Here is a 20,427-nt window from a genome sequence, read left to right on the forward strand (position 1 = left end):
CGGGACGCGTCGGGGCGAGTACGCGTGAGGCGGGTACGCGTCGGGGACCACGCGTCGGGCGCCCCGTGGTCTCCCGCATCGGACACCGCGCGACGGCACGCGCCGGGCACGCCGCGACTGCACGCGCCAGGCGCCCGCCGCCTCACGCACCAGGCTCCGCCGCGTCGGCATCCCGCACCTGCGCGCCGGGAGCTCCGCGCCCTCCCCTGCCGGGAACCCCGCACCCCTGTGCCGGGCACCACGCAGCCGCACGCTTCGGGTACCCCCACAACCCTCCGTGCCCGACCCCATGACCTCATGCATCGGGCACCCCCACCCCGACTGTCAGGCATCGCACACCTGCGCGCCGGACGCCCCGCACCTCACGCGTCAGACACCCCGCACACGCGTCAGGCACCTAGCACCTCCCCCGCCGGGAACCCCGCACCCGCCACGTCGGGCACCCCCGCGACCTCACGCGGCCCGACACCGAGCCCCCCGTCAGGCCCCCACCCCCTCACATCAAGCACCTCGCAACCTCCCGCACCCCATGCCTCCCGCACCGGGCGCTCCGCCCCCTCAAGCCCCCGCCTCCCGGCGCGCGATCACCCTGTACGCGTTCCCACCCCCGATGCGCGTCAGCAGCGGCGCGAGGAGCAGGTCGGCCGCGTATGCGAGGGCGAGCAGGGGGGTGGCCGTGTGCCAGGCCGTTCGGCGGAGGTGGCGGCGCAGGGGGCTCGGGGGCTTCGGGTGCCACGGGGCGTCGGTCTCGGGCAGGAGCCGGTTGAGGACGAGTGCGCAGGCCGTGGTCAGGTCGGACGGCACGTGCGGGGTGCGGCGGTCGACGTCGACGACGGTGAAGCCGAGCTCGTCCAGCTCGCGGCAGAGGTTGGCGAGCGGCACGAAGTGCGGGTGGCGCGGCTGGCGGTAGGACGCCCACCACTTGCCGAGCAGCCGGGCCGAGCGGCACTCGGGATCCGGGGCCTCGATCAGGAGATGCCCGCCGGGGCGCAACACGGTGCGGGCGGCGGCGAGTTCCGCGCGCGGGTCGGGGCGGCGTTGCAGGTAGTGGACCATGCTGAGCACGTCGTAACGTCCGGCGAGGCGCTCGGCCAGGTCCGTGAGGTGGCCGCGGTGGGCCTCCTCGATGCGGCCGCGCCGCACCCCCGCCGCGAGGCCCGGGTCGGTGTCGAGCCCGTCGAAGGCCGTGTACGGCAGCACGTCCCTGGCGGCGCCGGGGAAGCGGGCGCGGCCTGTGCCCACGTCGAGCCAGCTCTCGGGCTCGTCGAGGCGGCTCAGCGCGCGGACCCCGGCCAGCCGCCGGGCGCGGCCCGACCCGGCCCGGGCGAGGAGGGCCGGGGCGCCGCCCCCGAGCCCATGGCACAGGTCCTGGCGCCAGAAGTCCCGGTGGCCGACGTCGTGGCGGGCCGAGCCCAGGCGGTAGAAGTCCAGGCCCTCGGCGCTGAGGCGGGGGTTCTGGAAGGTGTGGGCGCAGTCGTCGCACCGCTCCAGGGTGAAGCCGCCCGGCTTGCGCTGGATCAGGTCGGCGGTGCGCAGCCGCACCCGCAGGCGGGTCGAGCCGCACCAGGGGCAGTCGTCGCGGCGCGGTTCGTGGAACCGGGCGGTGCCCTCGGCGAGGCGGGCGAGGCAGGTGGAGCGGCGTTCGTCGGTCTGCTGGGCCAGGTCCATGACGTACTCCCGGATGCTTCCGGCCCGCGGGACGCTCGCGCGAGGCGGCAGCGCGCCGGAGGGGACGGCCGGCGGTACGACCATGCGATACATGCGGGACATTCGGAACGTATGGGACGCGCTTCGGGGATTCAATGACGTTGGGGCGCGCCTGCGTCGCATGGCGTAACCGGTCGATGGGTGGGCGCTGGGGACCAGGTGACGGGCGGGCGCCCGGGACCGGCCGGTGGGGCGGACGGCCGACATCGACGCCAACGCCGACGGCCGCTGAGGGCACGGACGGCCGACGTCGACCTCGGCCGAGGGTGCGGACGACCAGAGGGCGGCTGACGGTGCGTCATGCGGGTGCCGAACCTGGCCCGGGCCCCCGGGCCCGTCCGCGCGCGCGTCACACCCCGCCGGTACTGTTCGCCGAATGAGCTCGCTGATTCTCGACGACTTCACCGACCTGATCGAGCGGCCCGACGGCGGGGTGCGCCGTGACGCCGAAGAGCGCAGGGAGCGCCAGGCCGTGCCGCCCGGCGCGCTGGGCCGCCTCGACGACCTCGCCGAATGGCTGTCGGCGGCGCAGGGCGCGGTGCCGGTCAGGCCGATCGAGCGGCCCCGCGCGGTGCTGTTCGCGGGCGATCACGGGGTGGCCGAACTCGGCGTCTCCGCACGGGCGGCGGGCGGTGCGGCCGACCTCGTACGGGCCGTGCTGAGCGGCACGAGCCCCGCGGCCGTGCTCGCGCGGCAGCTCGACGTACCCGTGCGGGTCGTCGACATGGCCCTGGACTGCGATCCGGAGTCGCTGCCCGCCGAGGTCGCCGGGCACCGGGTGCGACGCGGCTCCGGGCGCGTCGACATCGAGGACGCGCTCACGCAGGAGGAGGCCGAGCGGGCCGTCGCGGCGGGCATCGCGCTGGCCGACGAGGAGGCCGACTCGGGCACGGACCTGGTCGTCCTCGGTGACATCAGCGTCGGCGGTACGACGCCCGCGGCCACGCTGATCGCCGCGCTCTGCGGCACGGACGCCTCCGTCGTCACCGGCCGGGGCGGGGCGCCGATCGACGACCTCGCGTGGATGCGCAAGTGCGCGGCCGTGCGGGACGCGCTGCGGCGGGCCCGCCCCGTCCTCGGCGACCAGCTGGAACTGCTCGCGACGGTGGGCGGGGCCGACGTGGCGGCGATGACGGGGTTCCTGCTGCAGTGCGCCGTGCGGCGGACACCGGTGATCCTCGACGGGGTCGTGGCCGCGGCGGCGGCGCTGGTGGCCCAGCGGGTGGCGTTCCGGGCGCCGGACTGGTGGCTCGCGGCGCACGACAGCGGGGAGCCCGCGCAGGCCAAGGCCCTGGACCGGATGGCGCTCGAACCGCTGCTCGCCCATGGTGTGCAGGTCGGCGAGGGCGTGGGCGCCCTCCTTGCCGTGCCGGTGGTGCGGTCCGCGGCGGCACTGTCGGCGGAACTGCCCCTGGCGGCCGCCGAGTCCGAGGAATCGGGTGAGTCCGGGGAATCCGGTGAGTCCGAGGAATCCGGCGAGGCCGGGGAAGCGGCTGTGTCCGGCGAGTCCGCCGAGGCGGCCGGAGCCACGGATCCCTTCGCCAAGTCCCCGGGCACACCCACCGAGTAACCCCTGACGACCCCCGACAACCCCCTGACAGCCGCGGCAGCCCGTCGCGCTGACGGCATATCACACCACAACGCCCCATAAGATCCCGTTTCATGGGAGATGAACGGGCAGGGGAAGAGCGGGCGGTCGACGAACGGCTCCGGACGTCCACAGCGGCCTCGCGGCGGGGGGCCGCCGTGGCCGTCTGGTATCTGCGGGCCGTCACGTTCGTGAACTTCCTCAGCGCCGTGTGGGTCTCCCTCGGCCAGGACCTGCGGCGCCACAACACCGAGAACTTCTTCACTCCGTACCTGCTCACCGCGGGCTTCGCCTCCGGCGTCTTCACGATGTTCCTGGCGATCACCATGCGGCGCCGGAAACGGGCCGCCTGGATCCTCAACCTCGTCCTGAGCGGCCTCTTCCTGCTCCTGTTCGCCTTCGCGATGTGCTTCCCGGAGATCAGGCAGTACGCGCAGAACTGGATCTCGCTCGGCCTCACCGCGCTGTTCGTCGCCGCGCTCCTCGTCGGCCGCCGCGAGTTCTACGCGGTCGGCGACCGCTCGAACCCCAAGCTCGCGGCGGCCGTGGCCGTCGGCGGGCTCCTGGTGACGTCCCTGCTCGCCGCGCTCCTGGTGACCGTCACCAACCACGCCCACGACGACTACCGCTCGACGTTCGTCGACCGCTGGCGCTACGGCACGATGCGCCTGGTGTCGCTGGCCGCCGACGACACCCGGTTCGCCGGGATCACCACCCCGGGCTGGGTCAACGTCACCATCAACGTCCTGAGCACGGTGCTCCTGTGCGCCGTCCTGTACGCCGCGTTCCGCTCCCGCCGGGCCGTCGACCCGCTGTCGGAGGGCGACGAGGAGCGGCTGCGGGCCCTGCTCGACCGGCACGGCGAGCGCGACTCGCTCGGCTACTTCGCGCTGCGCCGCGAGAAGAGCGTGGTGTGGTCGCCGACGGGCAAGGCGGCGGTCGCGTACCGGGTCGTCAGCGGCGTGTCGCTGGCCTCCGGCGACCCCATCGGCGACCCCGAGGCCTGGCCCGGCGCCATCGAGCCCTGGCTCGCCGAGGCCCGCGCGCACGGCTGGACCCCCGCCGTGATGGGCGCCGGCGAGGAGGCGGGCACCATCTACGCCCGGCATGGCCTGGACGCCCTGGAGCTGGGTGACGAGGCGATCGTCGAGATCGCCGAGTTCACCTTGGAGGGGCGGGCCATGCGCACCGTCCGGCAGGCCTACAACCGCGTCAAGCGCGCCGGGTACGAGGTCCGCATCCGGCGCCACCGCGACATCCCCGCCGACGAGATGGCGTACCTCCTGGAGCGCGCCGACGACTGGCGCGACGGCGCCACCGAGCGGGGCTTCTCGATGGCGCTCGGGCGGCTCGGCGATCCGGCGGACGGCGAGTGCGTGATGCTGGAGTGCCGGGACGGCGGCGCCGGGGACGGCGAGGGCGAGCTGCGGGCGGTGCTCTCGTTCGTGCCGTGGGGGCCGCACGGGCTCTCGCTCGACCTGATGCGGCGCGACCGGGACTCCGAGAACGGCCTGATGGAGTTCATGGTCATCGAGCTGCTCCAGCGCGCGACGGAGATCCAGATCACGCAGGTGTCACTGAACTTCGCGATGTTCAGGTCGGTCTTCGAGCGTGGCTCACGGCTTGGCGCGGGCCCGGTGCTCCGGCTGTGGCGCTCGCTGCTCAGCTTCTTCTCCCGGTGGTGGCAGATCGAGTCGCTGTATCGCGCCAACGCCAAGTACCGGCCCATCTGGGAACCCCGCTTCCTCCTCTTCGAGAAGAGCGGCGACCTGCTGCGCATCGGCGTCGCCGCCGCCCGCGCGGAGGGGTTCCTGGAGGCGCCGGGACTGCCGAAATGGCTGCACCGCACACATCTGGAGTCCCGACGATGAGCACCCTGTCCCGGCTGGCCCGCGCCGAGTGGGGCCCGCTGTACAGCACGGTCCGGGACAGACTCCTCGCCCGGCGCTGGCGCGCGATCCCCATGACGCTGGCAGCCGTCTGTCTGACGGCGTCGTTCCAGTACGTCCAGAACCAGTCCTGGGGCTACCAGTTCGTCCAGAACATCGGATGCGTCCGGGCCGAGGACCCGCTGTGGCTCTCCCTGCTGCGCACCCCGCTCTCACTCTTCGTGCCCGCCCTCGACCTGCCGGTGTGGGGCGCGCTCGCGCAGATCCTGCTGGTCTTCGGCATCGCGGAGTGCAGCCTCGGCTGGTGGCGCACGCTCCTCATCGGGTACGCGGCGACGCTCGGCGGCACCTTGTACGCGCGCCTCGGCATCGAGTTGGGTCCCGACAACTGGATCGGTCTGCCCGCGTCCGACGCGCAGGTGGTCGACACCGGCCCTTCGGCTGCGGTCGTGGGCCTCGCGGTGTACGTGTGCTGGCGCTACCGGGCGTACGCCACGGGGGCCCTGGTGATCGTCCTGATGGTCGTCGAGGTGCTCATCAAGAACAACCTCGCGGGCAAGGAGCACCTGGCGGCGATCGCCGGGGTCCTGGTGGCGACCGTGGTCGTCGAGGTGGTGGCGCGGGTGCGTCAGCGGGAGCGGGGCTCGGGGTCCGGCTTGCCGCCGATGAGGTCCTGAAAGCGGCGCCTCGGGCCCGTCCAGCGGCGGTCGTGGCGGAACGCGCGCAGGCCGGCGCGGGCCCGGGCGCGGGGCCGGTTGCGGTAGAACTTCCGCGCCCACGCCGAGCCGGGCCGGGCGAGGCGGATCGCGCCGACCAGCGCGACGAACGGCACCACCATCCCGATCAGGGCCGTGCGCAGCTTGCCCTTGGCCAGCGCGATCACGGCGAAGCCGCAGTTCAGGGTGATGTTCAGGGCGAACGCGACGCGGTCGTGGCGCTCGTCCGCGGAGAGCTCGTTCACGCCGAGCGGACTGAATCCGGTGAGGATGAGGACGACCAGGGCCGTCGTGAGGACCACGACCTCCACGCTCTTGCGGCCCTGCTCGCTCCAGTACACGTCGTCCAGGTGCAGGATCAGCGCGAACTCGTCCAGGACCAGGCCCGCGCCGATGCCGAAGATGACGGCGGCGCACATCGACCCGAAGCTGTGCCGCCCGGCGGCGACCGCCCAGAAGCCGCCCACCAGCATCAGGAAGATGCCCGGTACGACGTGGTGGATGTGGACGTCACCCGTACTGATGTTCCGGAACGGCCCCTTCCCGGCGCGGATGAGGCGGGTGATGGTCCTGGTGACCAGGAACGAGCCCACGAAGGCGACCAGCGCGAGCAGCAGGGGCAGCTTCCCCGGCTCGACGATGTTCCGGTACCACCAGTCGTCCATGGGCCCATCTTCCGGTTCGCCCCCCGCTTTCGCAGGCGGGGGCGGCGGCCGACGGCGTCGCGGGCGCCCCGTCCCGCCCCCGCCGGGCCCGGCCGCCCCGGGTAACCTCGCCGAATGCCCAGACCCACCCCCGCCGACGGCCTCCGGTTCGCCTTCGGGACGCTCACCGTGATCCCCGTCCACGTCCGCAGGTGGGACCGCGATGCCGCCCGCGCGGGCATGCTGTGCGCCCCGCTCGCGGGCCTGGTCGTGGGGCTCGGCGCGGCCGCGGCGGGGTCGGCCCTCCTGGCCCTCGGCGCGAGCCCGCTGCTCGCGTCCGTCGCCGCCGTCGCCGTCCCCGCGGCGGCCACCCGGGGGCTGCACCTGGACGGCCTCGCCGACACCGCCGACGGGCTCGGCAGCGGCAAGGCGGCCGAGGACGCGCTGCGCGTCATGAAGCAGTCCGACATCGGCCCGTTCGGCGTCATCACCCTCGTCCTGACGCTGCTCGCCCAGGTCGCGGCCCTCGCCGAGCTGTACGACGAGAGCTGGACGCACGGCGCCACGGCCACCGTCATCGCCGCCACCACGGCCCGCCTCGCCCTCACCCTTGCGGCCCGCACCGGCGTCCCCGCGGCCCGCCCCGAAGGCCTGGGCGCCGCCGTCGCCGAGACCGTCCCCGTGCCCGCGGCGGTGGCCGTCCTCGCCGTCACCACGGCCGCGGCGGCCGTGGCGGGAGTGCCCGGTGGGGCGCCCGCGGTCGCGCACGACGCGGCCGCCGTCGTGCTCGGCTGCGCCGCCGCCGGACTGCTCCTGCGGCACTGTGTGCGGCGCTTCGGCGGCGTCACCGGCGACGTCTTCGGCGGACTCGCCGAGACGAGCGCCACCACGGTCCTCCTTGTGCTCGCCCTCGGCCAACACGCACAGTGAGGCGCACCGCAACAATTACGGGCGTAGGCTCGCGACGGGCTTACCACCCAAAAGCCCGCAAGACTTCATTGAAACCTCCTATGAAAGAGGGACTTCAGCACCGTGACTGCTCTGACTCTCAGCACCGCCGCCGCGTCCGGCCTGCGTGCCGACGCGATCGTCGTCGGTGTCGCGAAGGGCGCCAAGGGGCCGGTCGTGGCTCTTGGCGCCGAGTCCGTGGACAAGGCGTACGACGGCAAGCTCGCGTCCGTCCTGGAGACCCTCGGCGCCTCGGGCGGCGAGGGCGAGGTGACGAAGCTGCCCGCGCCGTCCGGCTTCAAGGCGCCGGTCGTCCTGGCAGTCGGCCTCGGCGCGGTCCCCGAGAAGGACTCGGCGTACGACGCGGACACCCTGCGGCGCGCGGCCGGTGCCGCCGCCCGGGCCCTCGCGGGCACCAAGAAGGCGGGCTTCGCCCTGCCGATCGCCGACGCGGCCGACACGGGCGCCGTCGCGGAGGGCGCCCTGCTCGGCGCGTACTCCTTCGACGCCTACAAGGGCAACGGCAAGGACACCAAGGCCGCCAAGGGCAAGGGCAAGGCGGATGACGACAAGGGTGCCAAGGGTGCCAAGGCGCCGCTCGCCGAGGTCGCCCTGCTCGGCGCCAAGCCGCGCGACAAGGCCCACAAGGCCGCCGTCGAGCGCGCGACCGCCGTCACCGAGGAGCTCAACCGCGCCCGTGACCTGATCAACACCCCGCCGAACGACCTGAACCCGGAGGCCTTCGCGGCGGTCGCCACCGCCGCCGCCAAGGAGCACGGCGTCAAGATCCAGGTCCTGGACGAGAAGGCGCTCGCCAAGGGCGGCTTCGGCGGCATCCTCGGCGTCGGCGTGGGCTCGGACGCCCCGCCGCGGCTGGTGAAGCTGTCGTACACCTCGTCGAAGGCGAAGAAGCACCTCGCCTTCATCGGCAAGGGCATCACGTACGACTCGGGCGGCATCTCGCTGAAGCCCGCCGGGCACAACGAGACCATGAAGTGCGACATGAGCGGTGCCGCCGCCGTGTTCGCCGCCGTGATCTCCGCCGCCCGCCTGGGCCTGGAGGTCAACGTCACCGGCTGGCTCGCGCTCGCCGAGAACATGCCGTCCGGCTCCGCCACCCGCCCCGGCGACGTCCTGCGGATGTACAGCGGCAAGACCGTCGAGGTGCTCAACACCGACGCCGAGGGCCGCCTGGTCCTGGCCGACGCCATCGCCAAGGCCTCCGAGGACAAGCCCGACGCGATCGTGGACGTGGCGACCCTGACCGGCGCCATGATGATGGCCCTGGGCGGCCGCACCTTCGGCATCATGGCCAACGACGACGCCTTCCGGACCTCGGTGCACGAGATCGCGGAGGAGGTCGGCGAGCCGTCCTGGCCGATGCCGATGCCGGAGCACCTGCTCAAGGGCATGGACTCCCCCACCGCCGACATCGCCAACATGGGCGAGCGCATGGGCGGCGGCCTGGTCGCCGGACTCTTCCTGCGGGAGTTCGTCGGCGAGGGCATCACCTGGGCCCACCTGGACATCGCGGGCCCCGCCTACAACGAGGCCGCACCCTTCGGCTACACCCCGAAGGGCGGCACCGGCTCCGCGGTCCGCACCCTGGTGCGCCTCGCCGAGCGCACCGCCGCGGGCGACCTCGGCTGATTCCGTACGCTGGGTACGGCCCCGGAAGCCTCGGCTCCGGGGCCGTACCCATGGGTGCGCGCGGGCGACGTCCGGTGCGCGTACGCAAGGACGTACGGATTTCGCTGTGAATGAAATCCGCGTGTCCACACGTGGTCCTGACCCTTTCGACGGGCGATCGGCCGTCCCATCGCCCGGCCCGGCGTCCCGCCTGTCGCCGACAAGTGCGAAGATGGGTTCTCGGCAGGACAGGGCCCCCACCACAGGGCCGAAGAAGAGCGGCCGTATACCAGCCGACCGACCGGTCGTCCCCGTCTCACCGGGGTCCGGCGCACGGCGCACATGCATGGAGGACGTGACGTGGCGAACGACGCCAGCACCGTTTTCGACCTAGTGATCCTCGGCGGTGGAAGTGGCGGTTACGCCGCGGCCCTGCGCGCCTCGCAGCTGGGTCTCGACGTCGCACTGATCGAGAAGAACAAGCTCGGCGGCACCTGCCTGCACAACGGCTGCATCCCCACGAAGGCGCTGCTGCACGCCGGCGAGATCGCCGACCAGGCGCGCGAGGCCGACCAGTTCGGCGTCAAGGCGACCTTCGAAGGCATCGACATCAAGGGCGTCCACAAGTACAAGGACGACGTGATCGCCGGCCTGTACAAGGGCCTGCAGGGCCTGGTCGCCTCCCGCAAGGTCACCTACATCGAGGGCGAGGGCCGGCTCTCGTCCCCCACCTCCGTGGACGTGAACGGCCAGCGTATCCAGGGCCGCCACATCCTCCTGGCGACCGGCTCCGTGCCGAAGTCGCTGCCCGGCCTGGAGATCGACGGCAACCGCGTCATCTCCTCCGACCACGCGCTGGTCCTGGACCGGGTGCCGGAGTCGGCGATCATCCTCGGCGGCGGCGTCATCGGCGTCGAGTTCGCCTCCGCCTGGAAGTCCTTCGGCACCGACGTGACCGTCGTCGAGGGCCTGAAGCACCTCGTGCCCGTCGAGGACGAGAACAGCTCCAAGCTGCTCGAGCGCGCCTTCCGCAAGCGCGGCATCAAGTTCAACCTCGGCACCTTCTTCGACAAGGCCGAGTACACCGAGAACGGCGTCCGCGTCACCCTCGCCGACGGCAAGACCTTCGAGGCCGAGGTGCTGCTCGTCGCCATCGGCCGCGGCCCGGTCTCGCAGGGCCTCGGGTACGAGGAGCAGGGCGTCGCGATGGACCGCGGCTACGTCCTGGTCGACGAGTACATGCAGACGAACGTGCCGACGATCTCGGCCGTCGGCGACCTCGTCCCGACGCTCCAGCTCGCGCACGTCGGCTTCGCCGAGGGCATCCTGGTGGCGGAGCGCCTGGCCGGCCTCAAGACCGTCCCGATCGACTACGACGGCGTGCCCCGGGTGACGTACTGCCACCCCGAGGTCGCCTCCGTGGGCATCACCGAGGCCAAGGCCAAGGAGGTCTACGGCGCGGACAAGGTCGTCGCCCTCAAGTACAACCTCGCGGGCAACGGCAAGAGCAAGATCCTCAAGACCGCGGGCGAGATCAAGCTCGTCCAGGTCAAGGACGGTGCCGTGGTCGGCGTCCACATGGTCGGCGACCGCATGGGTGAGCAGGTCGGCGAGGCCCAGCTGGTCTACAACTGGGAAGCGCTGCCCGCCGAGGTGGCCCAGCTCATCCACGCCCACCCGACGCAGAACGAGGCGCTCGGCGAGGCCCATCTCGCCCTCGCCGGCAAGCCCCTGCACTCCCACGACTGACCCCTCAGTCACACGGGCGCGACGACCACAGACTTCCTTCCCCGGGCTCTCGACTAACCTCGAGCAGGGGAGGCCCCATTGCGTAAGGAGCAACAGAAACCATGTCGGTTTCCGTAACCCTTCCGGCGCTCGGCGAGAGCGTCACCGAAGGCACTGTCACCCGCTGGCTGAAGGCCGAGGGCGAGCGCGTCGAGGCCGACGAGCCGCTGCTCGAGGTCTCGACCGACAAGGTCGACACCGAGATCCCCTCCCCCGCCGCCGGCGTCCTGGCCTCCATCAAGGTCGCTGAGGACGAGACCGTCGAGGTCGGCGCCGAGCTCGCCGTCATCGACGACGGCTCGGGCGCGCCCGCCGCGGCCCCGGCCCCGGCTGCCGAGCCCGCTCCGGCCGCCGAGCCCGCCCCGGCGCCGGTCGCCGAGGCCCCGGCCGCTCCGGCCGCCCCCGCCGAGGCGCCCGCCGCCCCGGCCGGTGGCGCCGCCGAGGGCACCGAGGTCACCCTGCCCGCGCTCGGCGAGTCCGTCACCGAGGGCACCGTCACCCGCTGGCTGAAGGAGGTCGGCGAGGAGGTCGCGGCCGACGAGCCCCTCCTCGAGGTCTCCACGGACAAGGTCGACACCGAGATTCCGTCGCCGGTCGCGGGCGTGCTGCTCGAGATCGTCGTCGGTGAGGACGAGACCGCCGAGGTCGGCGCCAAGCTCGCCGTCATCGGTGCGCCTGGTGCCGCGCCCGCCGCCGCTCCGGCTGCCGCCCCGGCCGCCCCCGCCGCGGCTCCGGCTCCGGCTGCCCCCGCGGCTCCGGCCCCGGCTCCGGCTGCCCCCGCCGCTCCGGCCGCCCCGGCGCAGCCCGCCGCTGCCGCCCCGGCTCCGGTGCGGCCCGCGGCCCCGGCCGCTCCGGCGCAGCCCGCCGCCCCCGCCGCCCCGGCCCCGGTCACCCCGGCCGACGACGGCGCGTACGTCACCCCGCTGGTGCGCAAGCTCGCCTCGGAGAACGGCGTCGACCTGGGCTCGGTCAAGGGCAGCGGCGTCGGTGGCCGCATCCGCAAGCAGGACGTGCTCGCCGCCGCCGAGGCCGCGAAGGCCGCGGCTCCGGCCGCTGCCGCCGCCCCGGCCGCCGCGGCTCCGGCGGCCGCGTCGAAGGCCCCGGTCATCGAGGCGTCCCCGCTGCGCGGCCAGACGGTCAAGATGACCCGCATGCGCAAGGTCATCGGCGACAACATGATGAAGGCCCTGCACGGCCAGGCGCAGCTCTCCAGCGTGGTCGAGGTCGACATCACGAAGCTGATGAAGCTCCGTGCCGCGGCCAAGGACTCCTTCGCCGCCCGTGAGGGCGTCAAGCTGTCCCCGATGCCGTTCTTCGTCAAGGCGGCGGCGCAGGCGCTGAAGGCCCACCCGGTCGTCAACGCCCGCATCAACGAGGACGAGGGCACCATCACCTACTTCGACTCGGAGAACATCGGCATCGCCGTCGACTCCGAGAAGGGCCTGATGACCCCGGTCATCAAGGGTGCCGGTGACCTGAACCTGGCCGGCATCGCCAAGGCGACCGCCGACCTGGCCAACAAGGTCCGGGCCAGCAAGATCACGCCGGACGAGCTGTCCGGTGCGACCTTCACCATCTCCAACACCGGCTCGCGCGGCGCCCTGTTCGACACGATCATCGTGCCCCCGAACCAGGTCGGCATCCTGGGCATCGGCGCCACCGTCAAGCGCCCGGTCGTCATCAACCACCCCGACCTCGGCGAGACCATCGCGGTGCGGGACATGACGTACGTGACGCTCTCCTACGACCACCGTCTGGTGGACGGCGCCGACGCCGCCCGCTACCTGACGACGGTCAAGGCCATCCTGGAGGCCGGCGAGTTCGAGGTCGAGCTCGGCCTGTAGTCGCCCGCATACGGCTGTAACACTCGTCTCATCAGCGAGTACGCCCCCGTCCGGAGGTTTCCGGGCGGGGGCGCGGCCGTATTGTCTAGAGGTCGTTGCCCTGTATTTAGGAGCCCTCATGACCGCGCCCGTCGTTCACTCGCTGCGCGAACAGATCCGCGAGCACATCGTGGAAGGCATCGTGAGCGGGCGCTGGAAGCCGGGCGAGCGGATCGTGGAGCGACGGATCGCCGTCGAGCTGGAGGTCAGCCAGACGCCCGTGCGGGAGGCGCTGCGGGAGCTGGAGTCGCTCCGGCTGATCGAGTCCGCGCCCAACAAGGGCGTTCGCGTACGGAACTTGACCGCCGCCGACCTGGAGGAGAGCTACCCCGTCCGGGCCGGTCTCGAGGCCATCGCCGCCGAGCTGGCGGCCGAGCGGCTCGCCGACGACTGCTCGGCGCTCGAACCCCATGTCGCGGCGCTGTACGAGGCCGACAGGGCTTCCGACGGCACCGGGCAGGTGCGGCACACCGTCGGCTTCCACCGCGAGTTGGTGCGGGCCGCGCACAACTCCGTGCTCCTGCACACCTGGGAGGGGCTCGGCATCGAGGTCTTCACCGCGCTGTCCATCCGGTGGCTCGGCACGGTCCAGCAGTCGTACGCGGAGGAGCACGAGGCCCTCGTCTCGGCCTTCCGCCGGCGGGACCCGGCGATCGCGGAGCTGGTGAAGGCCCATGTGCTGGGCTGTGCGCCCCGGGCCTGACGGGTCCTGACGGGCATCAGTCGGGTGCTGACGGGCGCTGACGTGTGCCCGGACGGGCGGCACAGCCGCCGGGTGCTCATTCTCCGGAGCGGCTGCTCATACGTCGCCCCACCTGCGTAAATCCTTCGATTTGAAGGCACTCCGTGCCCTCCGGCGCGGCACCCTGTGCCCACTTTTGTCGATCTGAGGAAGTTTTCCCTTCAAGACTTTGATCGATCATCGATCGCGGGCTTACAGTCGACGACGGGCCCTCACCAGGGCCCTCGCCCTGTCCTGCCAAAGACCAAGGGCACCCCCGACCCTTTCCGTTTAGGGACCCCGCCCGACTCGGGCACGGGCACCCCGTCCGACTCAGGAAGGCGGCGTCATGACCGACCCCCGCATCCAGCCGAGCGAGCTCGACCAGCTCCCGGACCGCGACCCGGAGGAGACCGCCGAATGGCAGTCCTCCCTGGACGCCGTGACCAAGGCGGCCGGGCCGCACCGTGCCGCGTACCTGATGCGCCGCACGCTGGAGCGCGCCGAGGGCGCGGGCCTGGCCCTGCCCAAGCTTCTTGAGACGGACTACGTCAACAGCATCCCGACCTCCGCCGAGCCCGTCATCGACGGCGACGAGGCGATGGAATCCCGCATCACCGCGTGGAACCGCTGGAACGCGGCCGCGATGGTCACCCGCGGTGCCAAGCACGGCGTCGGCGGCCACATCGCCACCTTCGCCTCGGCGGCCTGGCTGTACGAGACGGGCTTCAACCACTTCTTCCACGGGAAGGAGGGCGACGGCTCCGGCGACCAGCTGTACATCCAGGGCCACGCCTCGCCCGGCATCTACGCCCGCGCCTTCCTCGACGGCCGTCTGAACGAGACGCAGCTCGACAACTTCCGCCAGGAGGCGGGCGGCAACGGCCTGCCGTCCTACCCGCACCCGCGGCGGCTGCCCTGGCTCTGGGAGTTCCCGACCGTCTCCATGGGCCTCGGCCCGCTGTCGGCGATCTACCAGGCCCGCTTCAACCGCTACCTCACCAACCGCGGCATCAAGGACGTCTCGTCCTCGCACGTGTGGGCGTTCCTCGGCGACGGCGAGATGGACGAGCCCGAGTCGACGGCGGCACTCGCACTCGCCGCCCGCGAGGGTCTGGACAACCTGACCTTCGTCATCAACTGCAACCTGCAGCGCCTCGACGGCCCGGTGCGCGCCAACTTCAAGATCGTGCAGGAGCTGGAGGCCCAGTTCCGCGGCGCCGGCTGGAACGTCGTGAAGTCGCTGTGGGGCAACGCCTGGGACGAGCTGTTCGCGCTCGACACCACGGGTGCCCTGGTCCGCCGCCTCCGCGAGGTCCCGGACGCGCAGGTCCAGACGTACCAGACCCGCGACGCCGCCTACATCCGCCAGGACTTCTTCGGGTCGGACCCGGCGCTCGTCGAGATGGCGAAGCTGCTCTCCGACGACAAGATCCTCGAGTGTTTCCACCTCTCCCGCGGTGGTCACGAGCCGCGCAAGGTGTACGCCGCGTACAAGGCCGCGCTGTCCCACAAGGGCGCGCCGACCGTCATCCTGGCGCAGACCGTCAAGGGCTTCACCCTCGGTGACGGCTTCGCGTCCAAGAACGCGAACCACCAGATGAAGAAGCTCACGACGGACGAGTTCAGGAACATGCGGGACCTTCTTGAGCTGCCCATCAGCGACAGCGAGTTCGTCGACGGCGTCGTGCCCTACGGCCACCCCGGCGCCGACTCCCCCGAGGTCCGCTACCTCCAGGAGCGCCGCGCGGCCCTCGGCGGCCCGGCCCCGGCCCGCCGCACGCACGCGATCGCCCCGCTGCCGGCCGCCGCCGACAAGGTCTTCGCCTCCTTCGACAAGGGCTCCGGCTCGCAGAACGTGGCGAGCACCATGGCGCTCGTACGGCTGCTCAAGGACCTCGTACGCGACAAGGAGACCGGCAAGCGCTGGGTGCCGATCGTCCCGGACGAGGCCCGCACCTTCGGCATGGAGTCGCTGTTCCCCTCGCTCGGCATCTACTCGCCGAAGGGCCAGACGTACGAGCCGGTCGACCGCGACCAGCTCATGTACTACAAGGAAGCCAAGAACGGCCAGATCCTCAACGAGGGCATCACCGAGGCCGGTTCGATGGCGGACTTCATCGCCGCTTCGTCGTCGTACGCGACGCACGGCGAGGCGATGATCCCCTTCTACATCTTCTACTCGATGTTCGGCTGGCAGCGCACCGCCGACCAGATGTGGCAGCTCGGCGACCAGCTCGGCCGCGGCTTCCTCATCGGCGCCACCGCCGGTCGCACGACGCTGACCGGTGAGGGCCTGCAGCACGCGGACGGCCACTCGCCGATGATCGCCGCGACGAACCCGGCGGCACTCTCCTACGACCCGGCGTTCGCCTACGAGATCGCCGCGATCGTCAAGGAGGGTCTGCGCCGTATGTACGGCGAGGCCGCTCCCGGTGAGGACCAGGACGTCTTCTACTACCTCACCGTCTACAACGAGCCGATGCCGCAGCCCGCGAAGCCCGCGGGTGTGGACGAGGGCATCGTGAAGGGTCTGTACCGCTTCAACACGGCGGAGACGGCGGGTCTTTCCCCCGCCGCCAACGCCGCGCGGATCCAGCTCCTCGGCTCCGGTACGGCCATCCACTGGGTGCTCAAGGCCCAGCGGATGCTCGCCGAGGAGTGGGGCGTGGCCGCCGACGTGTGGTCCGCGACCTCCTGGACCGAGCTGCGGCGCGACGCCCTGGAGGCGGACGCGGCGCTGCTGCTCGGCGAGGAGCGGATGCCTTACGTGCGGCAGGCGCTGCAGGGTGCCGAGGGACCCGTCCTCGCGGTCTCCGACTACATGCGCCAGGTCCCGGACCAGATCGCCCAGTGGGTCGAGCAGGACTACTCCTCGCTCGGCGCCGACGGGTTCGGCCTGTCCGACACGCGTGACGCGGCCCGCCGCCACTTCGGCGTCGACGCCGAGTCGATCGTCGTGGCCTCGCTGGCCCGCCTCGCCGCCCGCGGCGAGGTGCCTGCGGCGGCGGTGAAGGAGGCTCGGGCCAAGTACGGCCTGTAAGCGGGGGTAAGCCTCCGGCTCGGTACGCAGGTGTGGGGCTCCGTCGGGGTGACGGGGCCCCACACCTGCGTTGCCCCCCGGCAGCCGTTTCCCCGCCGCTCCGCGGCGGGGTCTCCCACCCACCCACCCGTGACCGTCGGACCCGGGGCGCCCCCTGCTCGGGCGAAGCCGAGCGCTTGCGGAGGGTGGGCACAGGCTGACCTCCGGCGCCGGGCAGCCTCTTCGCCCCTGCTCCAGCCTCGGTGCCTCGCACCCGGCATCATGGGGAGCATGCGCGCTGCCCGGCTCATCAAGATGGTGCTTCTGCTTCAGTCTCGGGCCTCCATGACCGCCGCCGAGCTCGCGGAGGAGCTCGAGGTCTCGGAGCGCACCATCACGCGGGACGCGCAGGCGCTGTCGGAGGCGGGCGTGCCGGTGTACGCGGACCGGGGGCGGACCGGCGGGTACCGCCTCATCGGGGGGTACCGGACCCGCCTGACGGGCCTTGCCCGCAGCGAGGCGGAGGCCCTGTTCCTGTCCGGAGTCCCGGGCGCGCTGCGCGAGATGGGCCTGGAGGACGCCGCGTCCGCCGCCCGCCTGAAGGTCTCCGCCGCCCTCCTCCCCTCCTTGCGCGACGCCTCCGAGAGCGCCGCCCAGCGCTTCCACCTGGACGCCCCGGGCTGGTTCAAGGAGTCCCCGGCCCCGGCCCTGCTGCCCGCCGTCGCGGACGCCGTGTGGGACGACCGCCGCCTGATCGCCCGCTACCGCCGCCAGGAGTCCGAGGTCAGCCGCGAACTGGAGCCCTACGGCCTCGTCCTGAAGGCCGGCGTCTGGTACCTGTGCGCCCGCGTCCCGGAGACCGGCTCCTACCGCGTCTACCGCATCGACCGCTTCACCTCCGTCGAACCCCACGGCGAGCACCGCTTCGAACGCGACGAGGACTTCGACCTCCCGGGCTTCTGGGAGGAGCGCGCCGCCCAGTTCGCCCGCGCCATCCTGCGCGACCACGCCGTCCTGCGCCTGTCCCCGGACGGCGCCCGGCAACTCCCCTACGTCACCGACCGCGCCGCCGCCCACGAGGCCCTGGCGGACGCCGAACCCGACGAGCGGGGCTGGGTCACCATCACCCTGCCCGTCGAGTCCACCGTGGTCGCCTACACCCAGCTCCTCATGCTGGGCTCGGAGGCCGAGGTCATCGGACCGCCGGAGCTACGGGACCGCATCGCGGCGACGGCGGCCCGCATGGCCGCCCTCTACCGCTAGCCCGCCCTAGCGCCGCTGGCCCGTCCTACCACCCGCCCTAGCGGTAGCCCGTCACGTCCGCCTCCTTGCTCTCCTGGTCCACCTCCGTGATGTACCGCCACGCGTCCGGCGCCGAGCCGTCCACGTCCGTGAAGCCGTACTCCTTGGCGAGGCCGCCGCTGGACAGGGACGCGCCGTTCCACCGCGCCACCTCGGGGTCGGTGGCGAGGGCGACCAGGGCCCGGCCCACGAACGTCGGTGTCTCGGAGATCGCGAAGTGCGGGTTCTGCTTGGTGCCCGCCATCCAGTCGTCCTCGGTGACCTTGAAGTACGTGTCGAGCATCGCCTCCGAGCGCAGCCAGCCCGGCGTCAGACACAGCGCCGTGCAGTCGTACTCCTTCACCTCCTCCGCGAGCGCGCGGGCCATGCGCAGCGGGGCCGCCTTCGCCAGGTCGTAGTAGAACGGCTTGCGGTAGCGCTGGTTGTACTCCTCGGTGCCGTCGGTCACCTCGACGACGAGGCCGCCGGGGCTGCGGACAAGGAGCGGCAGCGCGAAGCGGCTGGTGACGATGTGCGTCTCCATGCCCAGGCGGAGGATCCTGAGGCCCTTCTCCAAGTCGTGCTCCCACATCTTCTTGTCCCACTCGACATGGACGTCACCTCCCCAGATGTCGTTGACCAGGATGTCGAGGCGCCCCTGCTCCCGCTCGATCCGCTCGACGAGCGCGCGCACCTGCTCGGGGTCCAGGTGGTCCGTCGGCACCGCGATCCCCGTACCGCCGGTGCCCGCCTCGGCGCCCGCCGCGCTGACGAGTTCCGCCGTGCCCTCGATGGTCTCCTGGGTCCGGCCCACCTCGCTCGTGTGCTGCCGCGTCGTCCGCCCCGTCACGTAGACGGTCGCCCCCGCGCGGCCCAGCTCCACCGCCATGGCCCGCCCGGCCCCGCGCGTGGCCCCCGCCACCAGCGCGACCTTCCCGGCCAGCCCTTCGGCCGCCCCGGTCGTCCCGGTCCCCTCGGATTCCGGCTTCGTCGTCACTGCGCTCTCCGCTCCGCTCGCCAGGCCTGCCGACTGCTGTGTGTTCTCCATGGGGGGAGCCTCGCAGCGAATGCCGACACCTCCTGTCGGTCTTTCCATGGGCATGTGCACACATAACGACACAGCCGCATTCCGGAGCACTCCGCGTGCGCCCCCACTCCCCAGGACCGATGCTTGACCCGTGATGGACGAGACGGAGTTCTGGGAGATCGTGGACAGCACCCGCGAGGCCGCCGAGGGCGACCCCGAGGACCAGGCCGAGCTGGTCATCGACAAGCTCCTCGAGTACGACCCGGACGCCGTCCTGGACTTCGCGCGGCACTTCGAGGCCCGCTACAACCGCGCCTACCGCTGGGATCTGTGGGGCGCCGCCTGGATCGTGCTCGACGGGGCGAGCGACGACGCCTTCGACTACTTCCGGTGCTGGCTGATCGGGCAGGGCCGGGAGGTCTTCGAAGGCGCCGTGCACGACCCGGACTCGCTGGCGGAACTCCTCGACGAGTTCGACGACGAGATCGACGGCGACGGCGAGGAGCTCGGCTACGCCGCCGACGAGGCCTACGAGCGGATGACCGGCGTCGTCGCCCCCGACCTCGGCATCGCGCCCGCCCCGCCGGAGCCGGAGGGCACCCCGATCGACTTCGAGGACGACCGCGTCCTCGCGGAGCGCTACCCGAAGCTGTGGGAACGCTTCGCGGCACGCTGAGGCCGGTCCGGCGCGCCTCCGCGGATCATCGGGCCCGCCGCCTCAGAAGTGGGTGCCCCCGTCCACCCGTATCTCCGTGCCCGTGATGAACCCGCCGTCCTCGGACGCGAGCATCGCGACGACGGACGCCACCGTCTCGGGGCCCGCGAAGCCCTGACCGATCGCCGGGGCCAGCTTCGCGAACAGGCTCAGGTCCGCGTCCTCGGGCAGGCCGGGGCCGTGGCTCTGCCCGCTGGCGCCGCTGCCGTCGGTCATGCCGCTGGAGATGGAACCGGGCTGGACCGCGGTGAAGCGGATGCCCCGCTTCGCGTACTCGCTCGCCAGGGCGTGGGTCATGGACTGGATGCCGCCCTTGCTGGCCGCGTACGCCGCCATGTACGGATGGGCGAACGCCGCCGACGTGGAGCTGAAGTTGACCACGGCCGCGTCCTCGCCCTCGAGGAGGGACGGGATCGACTCGCGGATCATCAGGAACGTGCCGGTCAGGTTGATCCGGAGCACCTGCTCGAAGGAGTCGAGGCTGGTCTCGTGCGTGTGCGAGGAGCGCAGCACGCCCGCCGCGTTGACCAGCACGTCCAGGCCCCCGAGCGCGGTGACCGCGGCGGCCACGCCCGCGCGCACCGACGCCTCGTCCGCGACGTCGACCACGAGCGTCGTCAGCCGGCCCGCGGTGGCGCCCGCCTTCTGCTCCGTGTCCTTCAGGCCCGCCTCGCTGATGTCGGCGGCCACCACTCTGCCGCCCTCCGCGAGCAGGCGAAGCACGGTGGCCTGGCCGATGCCCGAGCCGCCGCCGGTGACGAGGGCGCGGCGGTCCGCGTAACGCGTCAGGTTCATGGGTCTCTCCGATCAGCCTCGGACAGCCGGGCCCGCTGCGGGTCCGGCACGGTCCAACTGATTTCAATGTACGC

15 protein-coding genes are annotated in these 20,427 nt (G+C 72.4%); 11 read left to right on the forward strand and 4 right to left on the reverse strand.

What is annotated here, in order from left to right; genetic code table 11:
* Positions 1-558: 558 nt before the first annotated feature.
* Entirely contained in the window at positions 559-1,770 is a 1,212-nt protein-coding gene (locus ACFVHO_RS11650) for a class I SAM-dependent methyltransferase (RefSeq protein WP_385712549.1), read from the reverse strand.
* Between the two features lie 313 nt (positions 1,771-2,083).
* Between ACFVHO_RS11650 and cobT the strand changes: the two genes are divergently transcribed.
* The 3 genes from cobT (at position 2,084) to ACFVHO_RS11665 (ending at position 5,861) form a co-directional block, all read left to right on the forward strand.
* On the forward strand, positions 2,084-3,277 hold the full coding sequence (gene cobT / locus ACFVHO_RS11655; RefSeq protein ID WP_385712551.1) for a nicotinate-nucleotide--dimethylbenzimidazole phosphoribosyltransferase: 1,194 nt from the start codon (positions 2,084-2,086) through the stop codon (positions 3,275-3,277).
* A 92-nt stretch (positions 3,278-3,369) separates the two neighbouring features.
* Complete coding sequence (locus tag ACFVHO_RS11660) at positions 3,370-5,166, forward strand: phosphatidylglycerol lysyltransferase domain-containing protein (RefSeq protein ID WP_385712553.1); 1,797 nt, start codon at positions 3,370-3,372, stop codon at positions 5,164-5,166.
* On the forward strand, positions 5,163-5,861 hold the full coding sequence (locus ACFVHO_RS11665; protein ID WP_385712554.1) for a hypothetical protein: 699 nt from the start codon (positions 5,163-5,165) through the stop codon (positions 5,859-5,861). The genes ACFVHO_RS11660 and ACFVHO_RS11665 overlap by 4 nt, the downstream gene beginning before the upstream one ends.
* On the opposite strand, the gene ACFVHO_RS11670 is transcribed toward ACFVHO_RS11665, so the two are convergent.
* On the reverse strand, positions 5,813-6,565 hold the full coding sequence (locus tag ACFVHO_RS11670; protein WP_385712556.1) for a hypothetical protein: 753 nt from the start codon (positions 6,563-6,565) through the stop codon (positions 5,813-5,815). The genes ACFVHO_RS11665 and ACFVHO_RS11670 overlap by 49 nt on opposite strands.
* A gap of 114 nt (positions 6,566-6,679) precedes the next feature.
* Here ACFVHO_RS11670 and ACFVHO_RS11675 point away from each other — a divergent pair, with 114 nt between their 5' ends.
* The 7 genes from ACFVHO_RS11675 to ACFVHO_RS11705 all read left to right on the forward strand — a co-directional run bounded on the left by ACFVHO_RS11675 (position 6,680) and on the right by ACFVHO_RS11705 (position 17,798).
* Entirely contained in the window at positions 6,680-7,474 is a 795-nt protein-coding gene (locus ACFVHO_RS11675; RefSeq protein ID WP_385712558.1) for an adenosylcobinamide-GDP ribazoletransferase, read from the forward strand.
* Between the two features lie 102 nt (positions 7,475-7,576).
* Positions 7,577-9,142: a leucyl aminopeptidase gene (locus ACFVHO_RS11680; protein ID WP_385712559.1), complete on the forward strand. Its 1,566-nt coding sequence runs from the start codon at positions 7,577-7,579 to the stop codon at positions 9,140-9,142.
* Positions 9,143-9,481: 339 nt separating this feature from the next.
* Positions 9,482-10,870, forward strand: a complete 1,389-nt coding sequence (lpdA, locus tag ACFVHO_RS11685; protein WP_385712560.1) for a dihydrolipoyl dehydrogenase — start codon at positions 9,482-9,484, stop codon at positions 10,868-10,870.
* Between the two features lie 101 nt (positions 10,871-10,971).
* Positions 10,972-12,753 (forward strand): 2-oxoglutarate dehydrogenase, E2 component, dihydrolipoamide succinyltransferase, encoded by a 1,782-nt coding sequence (gene sucB, locus ACFVHO_RS11690; protein ID WP_385712562.1) that lies wholly within the window; start codon positions 10,972-10,974, stop codon positions 12,751-12,753.
* A 118-nt stretch (positions 12,754-12,871) separates the two neighbouring features.
* Positions 12,872-13,495 (forward strand): GntR family transcriptional regulator, encoded by a 624-nt coding sequence (locus tag ACFVHO_RS11695; protein ID WP_087883774.1) that lies wholly within the window; start codon positions 12,872-12,874, stop codon positions 13,493-13,495.
* 367 nt (positions 13,496-13,862) lie between these two features.
* Entirely contained in the window at positions 13,863-16,556 is a 2,694-nt protein-coding gene (gene aceE / locus ACFVHO_RS11700) for a pyruvate dehydrogenase (acetyl-transferring), homodimeric type (protein ID WP_385712564.1), read from the forward strand.
* Positions 16,557-16,826: 270 nt separating this feature from the next.
* Entirely contained in the window at positions 16,827-17,798 is a 972-nt protein-coding gene (locus tag ACFVHO_RS11705; RefSeq protein ID WP_385712565.1) for a helix-turn-helix transcriptional regulator, read from the forward strand.
* A 37-nt stretch (positions 17,799-17,835) separates the two neighbouring features.
* On the opposite strand, the gene ACFVHO_RS11710 is transcribed toward ACFVHO_RS11705, so the two are convergent.
* Positions 17,836-18,864: an SDR family oxidoreductase gene (locus ACFVHO_RS11710; RefSeq protein ID WP_385712567.1), complete on the reverse strand. Its 1,029-nt coding sequence runs from the start codon at positions 18,862-18,864 to the stop codon at positions 17,836-17,838.
* A gap of 133 nt (positions 18,865-18,997) precedes the next feature.
* Between ACFVHO_RS11710 and ACFVHO_RS11715 the strand changes: the two genes are divergently transcribed.
* Positions 18,998-19,519 carry a DUF4240 domain-containing protein gene (locus ACFVHO_RS11715; protein ID WP_385712714.1) on the forward strand — a complete coding sequence of 174 codons (522 nt, stop codon included), beginning with the start codon at positions 18,998-19,000 and terminating at the stop codon, positions 19,517-19,519.
* Between the two features lie 42 nt (positions 19,520-19,561).
* Here ACFVHO_RS11715 and ACFVHO_RS11720 read toward each other — a convergent pair whose 3' ends face one another.
* On the reverse strand, positions 19,562-20,353 hold the full coding sequence (locus ACFVHO_RS11720; protein WP_385712569.1) for an SDR family NAD(P)-dependent oxidoreductase: 792 nt from the start codon (positions 20,351-20,353) through the stop codon (positions 19,562-19,564).
* Positions 20,354-20,427: the final 74 nt, after the last annotated feature.

The organism is Streptomyces sp. NPDC127108 (assembly GCF_042677545.1).
In the GTDB taxonomy this organism is placed as follows: Bacteria; Actinomycetota; Actinomycetes; order Streptomycetales; family Streptomycetaceae; genus Streptomyces.